Here is an 18,321-nt window from a genome sequence, read left to right as displayed (position 1 = left end):
GGCCATCCTTCTCTCGAACGGATAATACCTTACGGCGAAATGATACTGGATAGGTCATTCACAAATTATAATCAATTTATATGTGATTGGCTATATTCAAGAAAAAGAGGCTGAGTGGCAAAACAAAGCGCTCCAACGCCGCGCACGCCGATCAGGCAGGTTTACTGAATTGGCTGAAACACTTCAATAAAGCTCCAGAAAGAATCTTTATCGTTCATGGTAAACCGAGTAATACCGCTGCCTTGGCGAACGCTATCGAACAAAAGCTGAAGTGGCACGCCACTGTGCCAGAACGATTAACCTCAATTCTACTTTAAAGCCGTGAGCTAAAATGTCACATTCCAATAATCATACATTGAACTGCTAATGGGTTATCAACTATACACTCATGAAGCCAAAGGGTTAGTGCAGCTTATCAACAAATGAAGAATCTATTTTACAACCTGCAATTTCGGGATGATTCAGCAAATCCTGCCTGAAATCCCTGAAGCTAGGCAACTGAAAACTAATCCGGTTTATTTTTCCTGAAGCAAACTCAAATTCCATTGCACCACCTTTAGCCCAGGGGCTACCTTCTTTAGTTGTAAACAGTAAAATCCCTATATTACTTACCTGTTGATTGGGAGCCGGTCTGGCACAGCTGAGCTCATCAAGAGACAAGCCGGAAAACACCTGAACCAGTTGATGTGCGCTAACAACAAGTCCTTCGCCAGGTATAGTAGCTGGCACTGCTGCAGCTTCGACTGACTTGACTTCGGCTGCTGGGGGCACACTTAACATTTGCTCAAGACCAAAATCGCCCAAATGATTTTGCAGTAATACTGTGCCATCGCCATTTTTTGCCGTTGCCAGCAAAGGATAAATCTGCCGCTCCATTTCGGTTTCATTTGAATTTTTTAATACTGAAACTAATTGTCGTTCAATTGATTTGAGGTGTGTAAACAACCGCTCTTTTTTCTCACTGGACTCGATAGTTTGCTGCCAATCAGAAGGTAGATTGACAGAAAGCCCCATTGCTTTCATTACCGCATAATCATCATCGGCCAGACAGTTACCAAAATCCTTGCTACTGTAACTGCTTATCAATTCTGAGTTTAAGTGGCTGCTTAAGGATTTTTTTTGATCCAGATTGTAATTTTTCCAGTCATTGCTGTTATGCAAGAAATAATAAATCAAAGCATTACGATCAAATTTATTAAACCCTAAATCTTTCACCACCAATTTTAATTTGCGGCAATTGCTTTCAACATCAGCATAATTGCTCCAATCAGGTTTTAAATTAGGTTTAGACGGATGATTAGATTGCTGAATTAAATCCAGTAATTTTATTTCGCTGGTCGTTGTTTTTATAGGCGAGTAGCCAATTTCATCAAATGACAAATCACGTGCATTGGGCGCACCATCCCCTTTTATTTTAAGCAATAATGAAGGAATAATTTCGGGATAAATATTCAGCTCTCCCAAAGGCTGGGTATCTGAACTTAAAATATTGATGCCTCCTTCTGCAACCGCATAAACTTTAAATACGGTTTGATTGAGTGAACCCGACTTACCAGAATAAGTGACTATGACAGGCAAAGAATATGATTCAGAGCTGTTTTTAACTTTGTTTAAAATGGCGTGTTGCTGCTGATCTTTGTTTAAAATGGCGTGTTGCTGCTGATTATTGCTAAGCCATTGAGCTGAAAACTGCCCCATTAAAGCTACTCCTGCACCCACACCAGTCAGAGACAGTAAGCTGCCGGCAGCTGTAACATCGCCAATTAAGCCTGAAACATCGACATCACTGTTAGCGCTCGAATAAAAACTATAATCGACCAGCGTTTCTTTTCCGGTGTCCAGCCGCATCCAAGGAGTCAGGTTAATTTTTTTGGCATCAAATTTAAAATTACATTTGCCGCCTGCCGAATGATATATAAAGCCAGTGGCTTCATTGCTAAATTTTAAAATATCATTGCGCACACTAAAAACCAAGGCTGAAGACAAATCACCTTTTTTATAAGAAGGCACAATATTAGTGCAGCCTTTTTTTAGAATGTTTTCACCTTTATATTCAAATTCAGAAATCAGACGCACATAATAATCATCACCATCAATCACTGAAAACCCTGAAACGGGCGAAAAAGGACGCTGCTTTGTTGTTTGTGTTTTTGAATCACCGGTTTCCACAGTAGGATAATCAACAGCAAGCTGACGCACTGAGGCACACCCAACCAATACTACCGCAGCAATGACACTCAATCTTAAATAAGAAACATAAGGAACCGACATAGAGCAAACCTTGTACCAGCAATTCCGGTACACCTAATAAAGAAGAAATATTAAGGCTTTATCAAAAAGTTATGTGAGTCATCATTTCGCAAACCCAACACAAGTACGATGCTTACGCACAAAGCGACACTTTGTACGGAGACAGAGAATATGCGCCTAAGGCGCGTAATGAGTTTCGATATGCCATTGCACACTTTCCCGAGATTCTTCAGCAACCCCATCATTTTGGATGTCACCGTTTTTCGACATGTTGAGAATCGGGACCATTGACTACATAGCCCATAACGGCGATTTTGATGTATTCAACATCAGATTACTGAGTACGCTATATTAGCATTTGTTTATGCAAATAATTTTGAAAATCGGAGGCGAGCTTGTGAAAATAGTCACTCATAATATGAGCGCAGCCTGTGCAGGAAATAATCATAGATAAATCGGCAGCATGACTTCTTCGAAAAAATGGGCAGCCAGGGTTTCCGTTGCCGCCACTGTGATGCTTCCGTATAACGGTTGACACATACGCACCGGGGCTTGTATAAGGGTACTAGCTTTCTAATGCAGCGGCGCCATCATGCACACGCAAAGTGAGCATTGCTGCTGCCCCTGTATACGTTTTCAAGCCCTCACTTCTTTCACAGCATTGCGAGAAAGATGATCATCACGTTCACGCATTAACCAATAAGTTATACCAACAGCCAAGGTAATGGCAGCCAAGCCAAACAATGTCTCCGGCGTCGTTAATTTGAGATCCAGGATAATGAGTTTGCGAGCCAGCGCCAGCAAAGGCTATCAACAAGACAACCTTCGTTTGGATAATGCTTTGCTGGCGGGTAACGACATATTGAAGCGTATGATTGAATGCCAGCACAATCAATAGCGCCATGATCTCGCCAAAGTCAGACTGAACATTAAGATGTACTACTCTGCGTATATATGTGAGGGTTATGGATTTCCAAGAACCATTCTGGATTTTGCACCATCACGAAACCATTTTGTTCATACAGACCGTGCGCATCCAGGGTTGCTAGCATCCAACGGCGCAGCCCCTGCAACTCCGGATGCAAAAGGATGCAAGAAATCAGCCACTTGCCGAGGCCACGTCCTCTATAATCTGGCACAACAAACACGTCAGCTAAATAGGCAAACGTAGCGCAATCCGTAATAGTGCGAGCAAAACCGATCTGCTTTGCATTGTGATACAACCCAAAACAGAGCGAATGATTTACTGACTTTTCTACGGTTGCTCTAGGGATATGCTTTGCCCAGTAAGACGCTTTGCACAAAAAATCATGGATCATTTCTATATCCAGATCTTCTCGATTATCCGTTACTATGAATTCATCTTGCTGCCATTTCATTAGTCATTCTCTCTTTAATTAACTCGGTTTATCATCCACCCTTGGCCGCCAGTAGGTAGGAGCAAAGCGCGCTGCCCATAGTGTGAAACAAATGAGCCATACTGCTGCGGCAAGTAGATAAAGCATCGGTGCAAGAGCGGAAACGGCTGGTATGATGTCTGGCAGCACTCTGAGCAATGCGGTAGCCTGAAAGCCGAGAAAGAGTAGCCAGGTAAAATGATCCAGCACCAACGGGCGACCCGAGTGCCCTATCGTCACGCGCGAAGCCATACCTAGCACCATGCTGGCAAAATAACCAATCACTAGTGCATGAAGGGGCGCAAGCCCAAACCAGATGCGCTCCCCCACGTTCAGCCACATCATGAGGCTCTGCGCTGCAAATAGCAACATCGCTATAGTCAGCCAAGCAAAAGAGATATGCAACACCGCCAGCAGACTCACACTAAAACTGCGCAACAATCCCCAGGCCCATGACAGGTAGAGCGCACACCCAGCCAATGGCAGATCCACCCACCATACATACTGCGGCATCCCCATGAGTTGCAATAGGCCATGGCCAGCTGAGCAGGCAAGCATCAACCAGAGCAATGCATAAGGTCTGACAATTACGTAATTTTCCAACACCCGACTAGAGAAAAAGGGAATCATACGGTGCGAAACAGTTAACAGGATCGGCAGCAGGAAAAACCAGATACCTGCCTGACGTGAAAAATCCAGAAATAACGAAAGATCAGTCAAAAGCCACACAAGATAAGCAGCCACACCCAGCCAGCCAAAGATAAATGCGACACTGGCCACTTGCGCATGGCGCTTATCTTGCGCTTGTGTCTGCAACAAAACTCGTAACAGCGCCATGATCGCAATCCCCCATCCTGTCAGCATCACTGCGATCCCGGCTACCAGTATAGGCTTACCGAGGTACAAGCCAGCATAGAACAGAGCCACGCCCCCAGCCATAAACATACATGTTGCAAGATAATGGCGCGGTTTGATCTTTTCACCATTCATCCAATTTGGAAAGGTAGTAAACAAAAAGCCAAAAATAAAGAAAGGGAAAAAGCCATACACCATTAAAAAAGCATGCGCCCAGATTGGCGCCAGACTCAATACTGGTGCATTGCCAATTACGCCATAGCGTCCCATCAGATCAAGCGTCCACCATAAAAGGGTAAGCACACCCTGCAATGCACCCACCAGGAATAAGCTGCGATGGGGTGCAGCAGACAAGTGATGCCAGATAGTTGCTTGTTTATTCATACATTTTCCTTATAATTTAATTTAACCTCTGTTTTTCTTAGAGATGAATAATCTTTAAGTTATATCAGCCTTTCTCTCTTATCGTTTTTATCATGCTACATATTTGTTATGATGTGCTTATTATTTGTATAAAAGCCCTGTAAGTACACTATTTAATGCTCAACATTGATTTGCATTGTCACTCCACCGTTTCAGATGGTCTTTTGACGCCTGCTCGCCTGATAGAGCATGCAGCTTTGCGGGGTGTCAACGTACTTGCGTTAACTGATCATGATGACGTTACAGGATTGGCTGAAGCTCGTATTGCAGCACGTGAAAAAAATATCACACTTATTAACGGCGCGGAAATCTCTGTCACGTGGCAAGGCAGAACCTTACATATCGTTGGCCTCAGAATCAATCCCGAATATCCTCCATTGGAGCAAGGTCTGGCATCGATTCGAGCAGGACGAGAGGAGCGTGCGCGTAACATTGCCATTCAACTGGAGCGTTGTGGCATTCATGACAGCCTCGAAGGTGCCTATACTTATACTGAAGGACAATTAATTGGTCGTACCCATTTTGCGCGCTTTCTTGTTGAAAAAGGATATGCTAAAGATGTTCGGTCGGTGTTCAAGAAATATCTTGTAAAGGGTAAACCAGGTTATACCCCACATCAGTGGGCAACCTTAAATGATGCAGTCAGCTGGATACGCGGCAGTGGTGGTCAGGCAGTTATCGCCCATCCAGCGCGCTACCAATTAGGTAAGAACGTTCTGGAAGCACTGTTGCACGAATTTCGTGACCTTGGCGGTGTGGGTTTAGAAATTATCTCACCCAGCCACACATCCGACCAGATAAAACTGTTTGCACATCATGCCCAGCGAATGAATTTACTGGCTTCATGTGGCTCTGATTATCATGGACCTGGTGAAAGCTATTTTGATCTCGGTCAATTACCACCATTACCAGCTGGATGTATTCCCATTTGGCACAATTGGAATATTGAGCAAAAATAAATCATCAGTGAACAACTGAAATAAGTTTGCGCTACATTACAATCAAATATCAAAAGAACTGGATCTCAATAAATTATGGCACAATTTTTTTCTATTCATCCACAAAACCCCCAACCAAGATTATTACGACAGGCTGTTACGATTCTGCGTGATGGCGGTGTCATCGTTTATCCGACAGACTCCTGTTATGCGCTGGGTTGTCAGATCGGTAACAAAGATGCTATGGAACGCATACGGGCCATACGGCAAGTTGATGAGCATCATCATTTCACGCTGGTATGCCGTGATCTGGCTGAGATTTCGAAATATGCCAAAGTAGACAATATCCAATACCGTCTGCTCAAAGCGTGCACACCGGGCAGTTACACGTTCATACTTAAAGCTACCCGTGAGGTGCCCCGCCGTTTGCAGCACCCCAAACGCTATACCATCGGTTTACGTATACCGGATCACCCAGTTGCCCACGCCTTGCTGTCAGAATTGGATGAACCGTTATTAAGCTCCACCCTGATTCTGCCTGGGGATGAGCTACCGCTAAATGATGCCGAGGAAATCCGGCAGCGTCTGGAACATCAGGTAGACTTGGTGATCGATGCTGGTCCTTGTGGCGTAGAGATGACAACCGTAATTGACTTAACAGGTGATATGCTTGAATTAGTTCGCACAGGTAAGGGCAGTCTCGCACCATTTGGGATAGCACATGGGTAGCTTAGATAGTATTATTCTTGGGATCGCGATTTACGCACTCCCCGTCATTTTTGCCATTACTTTACATGAAGCGGCACATGGTTATGTTGCTAAGCAACATGGCGATTTGACCGCTTACATGGCGGGACGCATCACATTGAATCCGCTCAAGCATATCGATCCAATGGGAACCATTATTGTGCCACTGACGCTATTCATCATTGGCAAATTGACTATGGGTACCGGTTTTCTGTTTGGCTGGGCCAAACCAGTACCCGTTAATTTCAACCAGTTACGGCACCCTAAGCGCGACATGCTGTGGGTTGCAGCAGCGGGGCCTGGCGCTAATCTTTTCATGGCTTGTTGCTGGGCGTTGATCATCAAGCTGGGACTGATTTTCCCAGAAAACATTTACGCTAAACCAATGATTCTGATGGGTATGGCTGGGATTGAAATTAACCTCATTCTGATGGTATTAAATCTATTGCCCTTACCACCGTTGGATGGTGGACGTATGGCTGTCAGTTTACTGCCCCACCAACTTGCCTATCAATTCTCGAAAATCGAGCCTTATGGGTTTATGATTTTATTGTTATTGTTGATGACTGGCGTGCTGGGTGCAATCATCCTGCCATTTATTACCCTTATGAAGCAGCTCATTGCTTGGGTGTTTGGATTGTATGTCTGATCTCGCAACGCAAAATGACTCACCTTTCATAAATAAATGACGAACAAATGCTCTTTCTTATTTTATCTCCAATTAACCATGTATTAATTTAGGATTTATAGCATGTTTGCTGATCGCGTTTTATCGGGAATGCGCCCGACCGGTAATTTGCATTTAGGGCACTATCATGGTGTGTTGAAAAATTGGATCACCTTGCAACAGCAATACGAGTGTTTATTTTTCGTTGCTGACTGGCATGCGTTGACCACTCACTACGACTCACCCGAACTAATCGAGCAGCATACCTGGGACATGATTATCGACTGGCTGGCTGCTGGTGTCGATCCTGCGCACGCAACCCTGTTCATTCAATCAAAGGTACCCGCCCATGCCGAACTCTATCTATTGCTTTCGATGATTACACCGCTAGGCTGGCTGGAACGTGTCCCCACCTATAAAGACCAACAGGAGAAATTGACCGAAAAAGATTTGAGTACCTATGGTTTTCTGGGGTATCCCCTGCTGCAAAGTGCAGATATTCTCATTTATCGTGCCAATCTGGTTCCTGTCGGTGAAGATCAGGCACCTCATCTCGAGTTCACCCGGGAAATCTCACGGCGCTTCAATCATATTTTTGGTAAAGAACCTGGTTTTGAAGAAAAGGCAGAACTAGCCATCAAAAAGCTCGGCTCCAAAAAATCCAGGCTCTATAGCGAATTACGCACTCGCTTTCAGGAACAGGGTGATGAAAGTGCACTGGAAGAAGCCAGATCATTGCTGGATGAGCAGCAAAATCTTAGTATGGGTGACCGGGAGCGCTTATTCGGTTACCTGGAAGGAGGCGGCAGAGTCATTCTGTCGGAGCCTCAGACACTCCTCACGCAAGCCTCGAGAATGCCGGGACTGGATGGTCAGAAAATGTCCAAGTCCTACAACAACACCATCAGCTTACGCGAAGATGCTGACAGCATCGTGAAGAAAATCCGCACCATGCCAACTGATCCGGCGCGGATACGGCGCAGCGATCCGGGCGATCCAGCCAAGTGCCCGGTGTGGTCATTTCATACCGTTTATTCCAATGATGAGGTCAGGAACTGGGTGCAATGGGGCTGCAAAAGCGCGGGTATTGGCTGCCTTGAATGCAAGCAGCCTGTGATTGACGCCATCCTGGCTGAACAAGCGCCTATCTGCGAGCGAGCCAAGATGTATGAGGAAGATCCGGCACTGGTCAGGCATATCCTGGAAGATGGCTGTGAGAAAGCAAGCAAACTCGCAGAGGAAACCATGCGCGATGTGAGAGAGGTAATGGGAATGAATTATTCCTAAGGGAGGCCCGGATAAGTGACTATGGCGGTACATTGCTTCGTTGTGCGATGCTCGTCCCTTTGTCTATCTACATGATATGTTTCTGGTCTGTGCGCTCCGTGCGCCTTGCACTATATCCGCCTCGCTCACTTATTCCATTTCCAAATTAAAGATAACACGAAGGCGAGCTGCAGACAGTATAAATAATACGGCAAGGTGAAGCCGACAAAGTTAAATTTGATTTAGAAATGGAATTATTCAGACCTTCCTTGATATCTTCTTTTTTCATTGTTTACAAAATTGAGAAAATAATTAATCTTTGTGCATGAACATGTTGAACGATGCGATCGATATCCAGCCCATCGCCAAGATCTGTGGTCAGCCGATATTAGAGATACCACGCGATCTTTATATCCCGCCCGAGGCGCTGGAAGTATTTCTCGACACGTTTGAAGGCCCGCTCGATTTATTGCTCTATCTCATTCGCAAGCACAATCTCGATATCCTGGATATCCCGATGGCTGAGCTTACGCAGCAGTATATGGCTTATGTGGAAATGATGCGCGCCGATCAATTCGAGCTGGCAGCGGAATATCTGCTCATGACCGCATTGCTGATCGAAATCAAGTCACGCATGCTGCTGCCACCCCCTGTCTCTGAAATAGAAGAGGAAGCCGATCCACGCGCTGAGCTCGTGCGCCGGCTGCTGGAATATGAACAGATGAAAAAGGCCGCGATGCGCCTTGATGAATTGCCACAAGCCAATCGGGATTTTGCGCTGGTGCAAGTATCGATCGACCACGTCACAACCAGGCAACTCCCTCATGTCGATGTAGATGATTTACGGCATGCCTGGCTCACGCTGATCGAACGTGCCAAAGTTAACCGCCATCATCATATCGGCCACGAACAAATCTCAGTACGTGCCTGTATGAGCCAGATCCTGCGCGCGCTGCAAGGAGGCAAGGTGGTACGCTTTGATGAATTATTCAGTCAGGAGGCCGGAGTCATAGAAATCATTGCCAATTTTCTCGCTCTGCTGGAGCTTGCCAAGGAGTCGCTTGTTGCCATTGACCAATCCGAAAACTTTGCAACGATCTATGTCAAATCAGCTCAACCCGCCGCTGCCCTCTGAAATACTCTCTTCCTTCAGCGAACACAAAATCATCAAAATCCTGGAAACAGCGCTGCTGACTACCCAGGAACCGCTCACTCTGACAGAATTGAAAAAACTGTTCGATGGTGAAGTAAGCAGCAAACTGCTGCAGGTGTCACTCGAGAATTTACGAGAAAAATGGCGTGACAGCGGCATCGAGCTGGTTAATGTTGCCGGTGGCTGGTGCTTCCGCAGCAAACTGGAAATGCAGGTCTTTCTTGACCGGCTCAGTCCACAAAAGCCACCACGCTACTCACGCGCAGTGCTGGAAACGCTGGCGATCATCGCCTACCGGCAACCCGTAACACGCGGCGATATCGAAGATATCCGCGGCGTAGTAGTTTCTACTAATATCCTAAAAACACTGGAAACGCGCGGTTGGATCGAAGCAGTCGGCCAACGCAACGTACCCGGCAGACCTACACTCTACGCCACCACGCAAACTTTTCTCAACGACCTCAACCTGCAATCGCTTGAACAACTGCCGCCGTTGGATGAGCTGGCAGCACTCACTGAGCTGATTGAACCCCAGAATCAGCAATCGACTACCAATTCAGAAACAACAGAAACGATCGAAACCGAAAAAGAGTAGTTACCCCAGCGTTTCACACCTGCGCCATCAACGCATTGAGCAAGGCAGTCTGCTTGTTGGAAGCCGCATCGATCTGCTGCTCCAGCATATCGCACAACGCCATGAGCTGGTCGATTTTGGCAACGATGCGGCGTTGTTCAGGGAGGGGTGGGAGGGGAAATACCCTAAGCAAAACATCATCCCTCCCTATACCGGGAATAGCTATTCCGACCGAAAGTGCTTGGAGTTCATTAAAAATACTTTTCAAAAATACAAGCAGAAATTCTTTGCTTATTTTTATCGTACGCAAAGCCATTAGCTGCCTGCTTATTGCAGCTTTACTATCAGCTAAAACATTTGTCTTGCCTACTCCAGCTCCTTTTACAGTCAATAAAATATCACCTTTAATTGCTACTGCTCTCTCAATATAAGTCCAACGTGTTGATATGGGATTACATGAACCAAAGTCTGCGGGACCTGTGTAATAAGGAATACCTTCGCCTTTCTCGTTGTATTCATTCGGTATTAAATGCTGGCCTGAAATCAACTTTATCATCTTACCTAGACGAACCCACTCCCACCCTTCTGGCAGTTCATAAGGCACTTCTTCCGGCTTGATCGCTGGCAGTGGTTTGGTTGCCTTGATCTTGCCTTCCTTCACCAGCCGCTGTTTTTCAGCTTCGATTGCCTTGAGCAATTCACTGGCGGGGGGATCATTCGGGACCTGCGGCACCAGCTTGCCCATCACCGCAAGCTGCAAGATCGCCTTGCGCAATTCCGTGACGTTTTCCTTGATTGAATAGAGTTCACTGAAATGGCGGGTGATAAACTGCCAAGCGTCGGAAAAAGCTTCCTCGCCCGCATACCCCCAACCGCCGCTTCCGCGCGGGGATGACGACGCCACATCGAGCAAACGCTTGAGAGCAGCAATATGAACAACACGCCGCTTCTGCTCACGCTCGTTACGCAATCTCTCCAGCTCATCACAACGTGCCATCAGCTGGTCTATTTTAGCGACGATGCGGCGTTGTTCAGTAAAAGGCGGTAGCGGATGAATGCTCATTACTGCATCATAAGTTCCAAGCCTCGGCATCTTTACGCCATACATAAGTGAATTAACATGCGCAAGGAACATTGGGCGCTTCAGCAACCATTTCAGAAACTCGGAATCAATGCCACCGTATGGGATAATCGGTACGATCTCCGTAGTACATATACCATCACTGTCTGCAACAACCACCTTATTCAAATAAGGCCGCAATTTACCGTACAGTACATCCCCCTTTTTGAATATAGACTTTGTTGATTTTGATTGTCTTTCTGAAAATTTAGCTCGATAAATCACACGTGACGTATCTTTTTCTACATCTTCAAGATCTAACAACCATGTGTTAGGGAGAATTTCATCTGATCCAATATTTTTTCTGCCATTGTAATTAGCTACCTCTCCCAATCTCACCCACTCCCACCCCTGCGGCAATTCATAAGGCACTTCCTCGGATTTGATCGGTGACAACTGTTCAGCAACCTTGATTTTGCCCTCCTTCACCAATCGCTGTCTTTCGGCTTCGATTGCCTTGAGCAAATCGCTGGCAGGTGGGTCGTTCGGGTCTTGTGGCACCAACTTGCCTCGCATCGCAAGCGTCAGGATCAGTTCACGCAGTTTCTTGATGCCATCGGGGGCGGCAAAGGCCGCACCGAAATAGCGTTCCAATGGCCATGCAGGTGTTACCTCCATCTCGTCGACGAATGAGTTAGCTCGATTGTCGTAAGGATGGTTCATGCGTCACCCCTGGATTGCCCATAGACCGGGTTCAATTTATCGAGTGCCCATTGCAATGGATTGTTTTGGATATAGGCACGGATTTTATTCCAATCCGGTTCATTGCGAACGATGTGTTCCCAATAATTGCGTTGCCATAATTTACCGTCAAATGGCAGCCAGGCGTGTTGTTTCACGCCGCTAATATAGGCATGCGTGGTGATCGATTTGAATGCCTGGACAATGCATCCAACCGTATTGGGCAACGTGCCGCGAGGAGGGGCATGCATCATCGGATGGGGGCGAATACAAGATTCAGGGCGAATACAAGATTCGCCCCTACGGTCGGTATTTCGCGTTGCGTAGGGGCGATCCTTGTGATCGCCTCTATTCGACACATGATCATCCGATAAATGATCACCCCCATTCAACACCAAAATCCCATGAATATGGTTAGGCATGACGACAAATTCATCCAATGCCAGCGTGCCAAATCGGGTTGGCAATTGATGCCAAACTTCCTGGATCATCTTGCCCGCCTCATTCAATTGCATCTCGCCATTATTAATCTCGCCGAACAGGCATGCCTTCTGCTGGGTACAAATGGTCACAAAATACGCCCCTGGCCGCGCATAATCGTATCCCTGTAACCGGATGGAACGGCGATGATGGCTGGTTGTCTCGTCATTCATGTTCCCCTGCTTTCTCCCAGCGCCTTGATCAATTCCTGTCTCAACGCAGCTTGAGCGGCTTCGAGCTGTTGGACGATCTGCTGGTATTCTTGCATCAATTCTTCAGGATCACCGTGGTCGATTTCCACTTCATGCGGATTCTTGCAATCGAGGTTGTAATTGCGCGCAGCGATCTCTACCGTAGACACCTTCCAGGCGTGTTCGGTGGTTTTGCGACCTTTACGTTCCGAACCGCCCCACCAGGCCTTTTCCCGTTCGAATTCCTGAATGGTCAACGGCTTCGAACGTGAGTAGGATTTGTAGCCAGCCGGGTAAGGATGCTCGAAGAACCAGATATCCCGGGCTGGCCCGCTTCTATCAAAAAACAGGATGTTGGTGGCGATACCGGTGTAAGGGCTAAACACCCCTTTGGGCAGGCGTACGATGGTGTGCAGGTTGAACGCTTCCAGCAATTCTTGTTTGAGCGTGGTCTTCACCCCTTCACCAAACAAAAAACCATCAGGCAGCACCACGGCTGCCCGTCCACTGTCGTGCTTAAGCAGATACATGATCAGCGCCATGAACAGATCAGCTGTTTCGCGAGTCTGGTATTTGCGCGGGAAGTTGTGCTCGATGCGGTCTTCTTCCATACCGCCGAACGGCGGATTAGTGACGACGATATCGACCCGCTCCCTGGGGCTGTAATCCTTGAGCGGGCGACTGAGGGTATTATCATGACGAATGTGAGTAGGCACATCGATGCCGTGCAGCATCATATTGGTCATCGCCAACATGTGCGGCAACGGTTTCTTTTCCACGCCGTGGATGCTTGCCTGCAAGGTTCTAAGATCGTCAGCATTCCCGATCTGCTGCTTGAGATGCTCAATGGCACAGGTGAGAAAACCGCCCGTGCCACAGGCTGGATCGAGAATGATCTCGCCCAGTTGCGGGTTGAGTATATCCACCATGAACTGGGTCACCGCACGTGGGGTGTAGTATTCACCCGCGTTACCGGCAGACTGAAGATCGGCCAGAATCTTTTCGTAGATGTCATTGAACAGATGACGATCCGTGGAAGAATTGAAATCTACATCCGCTTCGATCGTGTTGATTACCTGCCGCAGCAATGTGCCCGATTTCATGTAGTTGTAGGCATCCTCGAATACTGAGCCGACCACCTTGCCATGGGGTGATACGCCTGCGGCAGTAGCCAATTTTTTGAGCGAAGGGAATAGCTCGTTATTGACGAAATCGATCAGCTCTTCCCCCGTGATGCCCTCCGCGTCTTTGGCCCAACTCGTCCAGCGCAATCGGTTTGGCAGCGGCGATTTATATCCCGGTGTGGTCAGTTGCCATTCCTGTTCCTTGTCGTCAAAAATTTTCAGAAAAATCAGCCAGACCATCTGACTGATGCGTTGCGCATCGCCATCGACGCCCACGTCCTTGCGCATGATGTCCTGGATGGTTTTGACGAGTGTACCGATTGACATAAACTACTCCCGTTTTCAGTCATTCCCGCCTGCGCGGGAATGACAGTTGTTTATACTTGTTTTTCATATGCTATAGAGCGCCTGCTCCAGCTCATGCACTGCTTGCTGATAGTGATCCTGGTCACCGAAGGCGCGAATGATCTCGATCGGTGTGCCGAATTGAGTGAAGGGCGAGACAGCGAGAATCTGCGTTTCTTCAATTTGTGTGACACCCTCATCTGCGTATTTATCCAACAGCGCTTCCAGCACCCGCCGTGCCTGTTCACCATAGCGAGTAAAGTAGTTGCGTTTCCTGACTTGCTCTGCGCGCTCTCGGCGCGTCAGGGGTGGTTTGTCCCAGGCAATATGGCAGATCAGATCGAAGGGATCGCAATCCCTGCCGATTTCCTCGGCAAGCGCGTCAAAGAAGATACCTTCGTTAGCCAGTTCTTCGATAATCGCCTGTTTCTTCGCCGCACTGTTCCAGCACCGCAGAAAATCATCCAGTGATGCGAACGAATGGACCAGCATCTTGCGCGTGTAATCCTTGAGTGATTCGGTGATCAGCTTGCCGTGAACATCGAAATACTGCACCCGCTCAGCAACAACGCTGACTTCGATATTGGCCACGACATAACGGCGAATACTCTCCCCTTCTTCTCCCTCATTAATTCCTGTCGAGGCAAAATCAGTGGCCAATTGCGGATACTTGAAATCATTCTCCGGCATAGCACTATCGGGTATCTCTGGAGGTACGGGTAATTCTCCGGCTTTAGGGGTATAAATTTGCACCGGATCACCATCAAAATCCGAGTCAGCAAATAATTCGGTAGCCTTCTTGAAATCGATGATGGTGAAGTAGTATTTGCCGTAGTCCTCGTTGATGCGTGTGCCGCGCCCGATGATTTGCTTGAACTCGGTCATTGACTGAATGCGCTGATCGAGCACGATTAGCTTGCAGGTCTGAGCATCGACACCGGTGCTCATCAGCTTGGAGGTAGTCGCGATCACAGGATATTTCGATTCAGGAAAAATGAAATTATCGAGTTCATTCTTGCCTTCTTCGCTATCACCAGTAATACGCATGACATACTTGGCATTCTGCGTCACCAGATCTGCGTTTTCATTGACCAATGCCTGACGCATGCGCTCGGCGTGATCGATGTTTTCACAGAAAACGATGGTTTTATCGAAACGGTTGGTCTGTTTTAAAAACTCGGTGATCTTTCTGGCCACCAACTGGGTGCGCTTTTCCAGTACCAGCGTACGATCAAAATCCCGTTGGTTATAGATGCGGTCTTCAATTTCATGACCATACTTGTCCACCATACCTTTGTCGGGCCGCCAGCCAGACAGATCCTTATCGATATCAATGCGCACCACCTTGTATGGCGCAAGAAAGCCATCCTCGATCCCTTGCCGCAATGAATAGGTGTAAATCGGTTCACCAAAGTAATCAATGTTGGAAACTTCCTTGGTTTCCTTGGGAGTGGCGGTCAGGCCGATCTGAGTGGCAGCAGAAAAATATTCCGGTATCTGCCGCCAGGCGGAATCTTCTGCTGCGCTGCCCCGGTGACATTCATCCACGACAATCAAGTCAAAGAAATCCGGACTGAATTGCTTGTAGATATTCCGTTCCTCTTCCGTACCAGTCACAGCCTGATAGAGGGAAAGGTAGATTTCGTAGGATTTGTTTGCCTGCCGCTTCTGTATTTTGGTCATGGCTGCGCCAAACGGCTTGAAATCGTTGGTCATGGTCTGATCAACCAGGATATTGCGGTCTGCCAGAAAAAGAATACGTTTCTTGGCCTTGGCTTTCCACAAACGCCAGATGATCTGGAAGGCGGTGAAGGTTTTACCGGTACCGGTTGCCATGACCAGCAGAATGCGTTGTTTGCCTTGGGCAATCGCTTCGATAGTCCGGTTGATGGCAAGTAGCTGGTAGTACCGTGGGACTTTGTTGCTCCCGTCGCTGTAATAATCCTGCGTGATGAGCGCGTACTGTTGCCCACTAGTGTTTAGGCCCTTATGCGCAAGCCACTCTTGCCACAGCATTTCAGCAGATGGAAATTGATGCAGGTTCAGCTCACGTTCAATCAGGCCATCGGCCGCAATCTTGTTGTGAAACAGAAAGCCATCGCCATTAGAGCTGAAGACAAAAGGCACCTGCAACAACTCGGCATAATTCAGTCCCTGTTGCATGCCAGCGCCAATGATGTGATTGTTGTCCTTGACTTCGATCACGGCAATCGGAATGTTGGGCTTATAGAACAGCACATAATCGGCCCGCTTGTGTTGGGCGCGAGTGTGCAATCGACCACGAACAATAATGCGCCCTTTAGTCAGCAGAAATTCTTCCCGCACCTGGCTCGTGATATCCCACCCTGCCTGTTGCAAGGCAGGGGTGATGAATTTGGTGCAGATATCACGTTCAGAGAGTTGCTTTTTACTCATTATTCAACTCTCTCGCTTCCTTACCCCGCTACAATGCTAATTACTTGTTGGCTGCGATCAGTTGTGGTGTTAAGTGCGGTGCGATAATTTGCAGCAATTGGACGAAAATCTTCGGATTGCCTGCAACAATTTGCCCGCTCTTCAAATAGTTTTCATTACCTTCCAGGTCACTGACCATGCCGCCTGCCTCAAGAATAAGCAAACAGCCTGCGGCGATATCCCAGGGAGACAAGCCGATTTCCCAGAAACCGTCATATCGCCCAGCAGCGACATACGCCAAATCAAGCGCAGCGGAACCAGGGCGGCGAATGCCAGCCGCTTTAGGAATGATATCCTTGAACATGGCGAGATAAGCATCCAAGAAGGAAAGATCACGGAAAGGAATACCCGTTCCGATCAAGGAATCAGCTAATAGGGCACGCTTACTGACACGGAGACGTTGATCGTTAAGGTAAGCGCCACGCCCACGACTGGCAGTGAATAATTCATTGCTGACTGGATCGTACACTACCGCTTGTGACAAAATGCCGCGATGTAATAACGCAATCGATACTGAATATTTAGGAAAACCATGCAAAAAATTGGTAGTACCATCCAGCGGATCAATGATCCATTGGTATTCTGATTTTTTGGAGTCTCCACGATTACCGCTTTCTTCTGCTAGAATCGAATGGGTAGGATAAGCATCCAGCAATACCTTGATGATGGCTTCTTCAGCCGCACCATCAACTTCACTGACAAAATCACTGTGCGATTTGCGAGAAACAGTCAGAATATCGAGGTTTCGTGAAGCTTGATTGATAATACTGCCTGCACGGCGTGCGGCCTTTACCGCAATTGTAAGCATTGGATGCATTTTTAAAGACCAAGAAATATAAAAATTGAAGAAAGTCTAATTTTAATATGAATCGCTCCTCCCCGCTCGCTAATGTCCGTATCGTATTAAGCCATACCAGTCACCCCGGTAATATCGGCGCAACGGCAAGAGCGATGAAAACGATGGGATTGAGTACCCTCTATCTGGTCAATCCTAAATCCTTTCCAGACAATGAAGCGGACGTGCGCGCCAGCAATGCACGGGACATCCTCGAACAAGCAAGTGTGGTGCACAGTCTGGAAGAAGCGCTGCATGATACCGTGCTCGCTATAGCGATGACCGCTCGCCCACGTGATCTCTCCAACCGGATTCTTGATACCAGGCAGGCTGCAAAGGCGCTCCTTGAGCATGCATCACAATCTCCAGTAGCTCTGGTTTTTGGCAGAGAAAGCTCTGGCCTGACAACAACCGAGATCAGCATGTGTCAGCTCACAGTGCATATTCCGACCAATCCCGATTATTCTTCGCTCAATCTGGCTGCTGCCGTGCAAATCATGGCGTATGAACTGCGCATGGTGTCTACCGAAACAACTCCCATACCTCCTCAGCCGCCAGCTTATCAACTCGCCAGCTTCAACGAGATTGAGCTGTTTTATCGCCACCTGGAACAGGCCATGATCGACAGTGAATTTCTCGATCCCAGGCAACCCAAGCGACTCATGCAGCGGATACGTCGTATGTTTGCGCGCACTCAACTGGAAAAAGAAGAAGTAAACATATTGCGCGGTATACTCAGTGCATTGGAGAAGCATCGTTCAGTATGAGTAATTCCATTTCCAAATCAAAGATGGCGCGAAGGCGAGCCGCAGACAGTATAA

At 47.4% G+C, this 18,321-nt stretch carries 17 protein-coding genes; 8 read left to right on the top strand and 9 right to left on the bottom strand.

Annotated features, from left to right (window positions below; translation table 11 throughout):
* The first annotated feature begins 86 nt into the window (after positions 1-86).
* The gene (locus BLV54_RS07145) at positions 87-317 is read left to right on the top strand and encodes an MBL fold metallo-hydrolase RNA specificity domain-containing protein (protein ID WP_090569837.1); all 231 of its coding nucleotides are present in this window, start codon (positions 87-89) and stop codon (positions 315-317) included.
* Positions 318-402: 85 nt separating this feature from the next.
* Here the strand turns inward: BLV54_RS07145 and BLV54_RS07140 are convergent, their stop codons facing one another.
* From BLV54_RS07140 to BLV54_RS07125, 4 genes are all read right to left on the bottom strand, one after another.
* Positions 403-2,271, bottom strand: coding sequence for a hypothetical protein (locus BLV54_RS07140; protein WP_090569834.1), 1,869 nt, complete (start codon positions 2,269-2,271; stop codon positions 403-405).
* A 615-nt stretch (positions 2,272-2,886) separates the two neighbouring features.
* Positions 2,887-2,994: a hypothetical protein gene (locus BLV54_RS17240; protein ID WP_371113278.1), complete on the bottom strand. Its 108-nt coding sequence runs from the start codon at positions 2,992-2,994 to the stop codon at positions 2,887-2,889.
* 185 nt (positions 2,995-3,179) lie between these two features.
* Positions 3,180-3,629, bottom strand: coding sequence for a GNAT family N-acetyltransferase (locus BLV54_RS07130; RefSeq protein WP_090569832.1), 450 nt, complete (start codon positions 3,627-3,629; stop codon positions 3,180-3,182).
* A gap of 18 nt (positions 3,630-3,647) precedes the next feature.
* On the bottom strand, positions 3,648-4,886 hold the full coding sequence (locus tag BLV54_RS07125) for an NnrS family protein (protein ID WP_090569830.1): 1,239 nt from the start codon (positions 4,884-4,886) through the stop codon (positions 3,648-3,650).
* 155 nt (positions 4,887-5,041) lie between these two features.
* Between BLV54_RS07125 and BLV54_RS07120 the strand changes: the two genes are divergently transcribed.
* The 6 genes from BLV54_RS07120 (at position 5,042) to scpB (ending at position 10,291) form a co-directional block, all read left to right on the top strand.
* Entirely contained in the window at positions 5,042-5,884 is an 843-nt protein-coding gene (locus BLV54_RS07120; RefSeq protein WP_090569826.1) for a 3',5'-nucleoside bisphosphate phosphatase, read from the top strand.
* Between the two features lie 75 nt (positions 5,885-5,959).
* Positions 5,960-6,592 (top strand): L-threonylcarbamoyladenylate synthase, encoded by a 633-nt coding sequence (locus BLV54_RS07115; protein ID WP_090569822.1) that lies wholly within the window; start codon positions 5,960-5,962, stop codon positions 6,590-6,592.
* Positions 6,585-7,259: a site-2 protease family protein gene (locus BLV54_RS07110; protein ID WP_090569819.1), complete on the top strand. Its 675-nt coding sequence runs from the start codon at positions 6,585-6,587 to the stop codon at positions 7,257-7,259. The genes BLV54_RS07115 and BLV54_RS07110 overlap by 8 nt, the downstream gene beginning before the upstream one ends.
* Before the next feature lie 102 nt (positions 7,260-7,361).
* Complete coding sequence (locus BLV54_RS07105) at positions 7,362-8,564, top strand: tryptophan--tRNA ligase (RefSeq protein WP_090569815.1); 1,203 nt, start codon at positions 7,362-7,364, stop codon at positions 8,562-8,564.
* Between the two features lie 304 nt (positions 8,565-8,868).
* Positions 8,869-9,678 carry a segregation and condensation protein A gene (locus tag BLV54_RS07100; RefSeq protein ID WP_090569812.1) on the top strand — a complete coding sequence of 270 codons (810 nt, stop codon included), beginning with the start codon at positions 8,869-8,871 and terminating at the stop codon, positions 9,676-9,678.
* Complete coding sequence (scpB, locus tag BLV54_RS07095) at positions 9,644-10,291, top strand: SMC-Scp complex subunit ScpB (protein ID WP_090569810.1); 648 nt, start codon at positions 9,644-9,646, stop codon at positions 10,289-10,291. The genes BLV54_RS07100 and scpB overlap by 35 nt, the downstream gene beginning before the upstream one ends.
* 13 nt (positions 10,292-10,304) lie before the next feature.
* Here scpB and BLV54_RS07090 read toward each other — a convergent pair whose 3' ends face one another.
* The 5 genes from BLV54_RS07090 to BLV54_RS07070 all read right to left on the bottom strand — a co-directional run bounded on the left by BLV54_RS07090 (position 10,305) and on the right by BLV54_RS07070 (position 17,482).
* A complete protein-coding gene (locus BLV54_RS07090) occupies positions 10,305-12,053 on the bottom strand; it encodes a restriction endonuclease subunit S (RefSeq protein ID WP_218132339.1) in 1,749 nt (582 codons plus the stop codon).
* Complete coding sequence (locus BLV54_RS07085; protein ID WP_090569807.1) at positions 12,050-12,724, bottom strand: transposase; 675 nt, start codon at positions 12,722-12,724, stop codon at positions 12,050-12,052. The genes BLV54_RS07090 and BLV54_RS07085 overlap by 4 nt, the downstream gene beginning before the upstream one ends.
* The gene (locus tag BLV54_RS07080; RefSeq protein WP_090569803.1) at positions 12,721-14,193 is read right to left on the bottom strand and encodes a type I restriction-modification system subunit M; all 1,473 of its coding nucleotides are present in this window, start codon (positions 14,191-14,193) and stop codon (positions 12,721-12,723) included. The genes BLV54_RS07085 and BLV54_RS07080 overlap by 4 nt, the downstream gene beginning before the upstream one ends.
* A 63-nt stretch (positions 14,194-14,256) precedes the next feature.
* A complete protein-coding gene (gene hsdR / locus BLV54_RS07075; protein WP_090569800.1) occupies positions 14,257-16,626 on the bottom strand; it encodes an EcoAI/FtnUII family type I restriction enzme subunit R in 2,370 nt (789 codons plus the stop codon).
* A 40-nt stretch (positions 16,627-16,666) separates the two neighbouring features.
* Complete coding sequence (locus BLV54_RS07070) at positions 16,667-17,482, bottom strand: inositol monophosphatase family protein (protein ID WP_090569797.1); 816 nt, start codon at positions 17,480-17,482, stop codon at positions 16,667-16,669.
* A 47-nt stretch (positions 17,483-17,529) separates the two neighbouring features.
* Between BLV54_RS07070 and BLV54_RS07065 the strand changes: the two genes are divergently transcribed.
* Complete coding sequence (locus BLV54_RS07065; protein ID WP_090569794.1) at positions 17,530-18,267, top strand: RNA methyltransferase; 738 nt, start codon at positions 17,530-17,532, stop codon at positions 18,265-18,267.
* The last annotated feature ends 54 nt before the right edge of the window (positions 18,268-18,321 follow it).

The organism is Nitrosomonas sp. Nm33 (genome assembly GCF_900107265.1).
Classification (GTDB): domain Bacteria; phylum Pseudomonadota; class Gammaproteobacteria; order Burkholderiales; family Nitrosomonadaceae; genus Nitrosomonas.
This window is presented reverse-complemented; position numbering and strand designations above follow the sequence as displayed.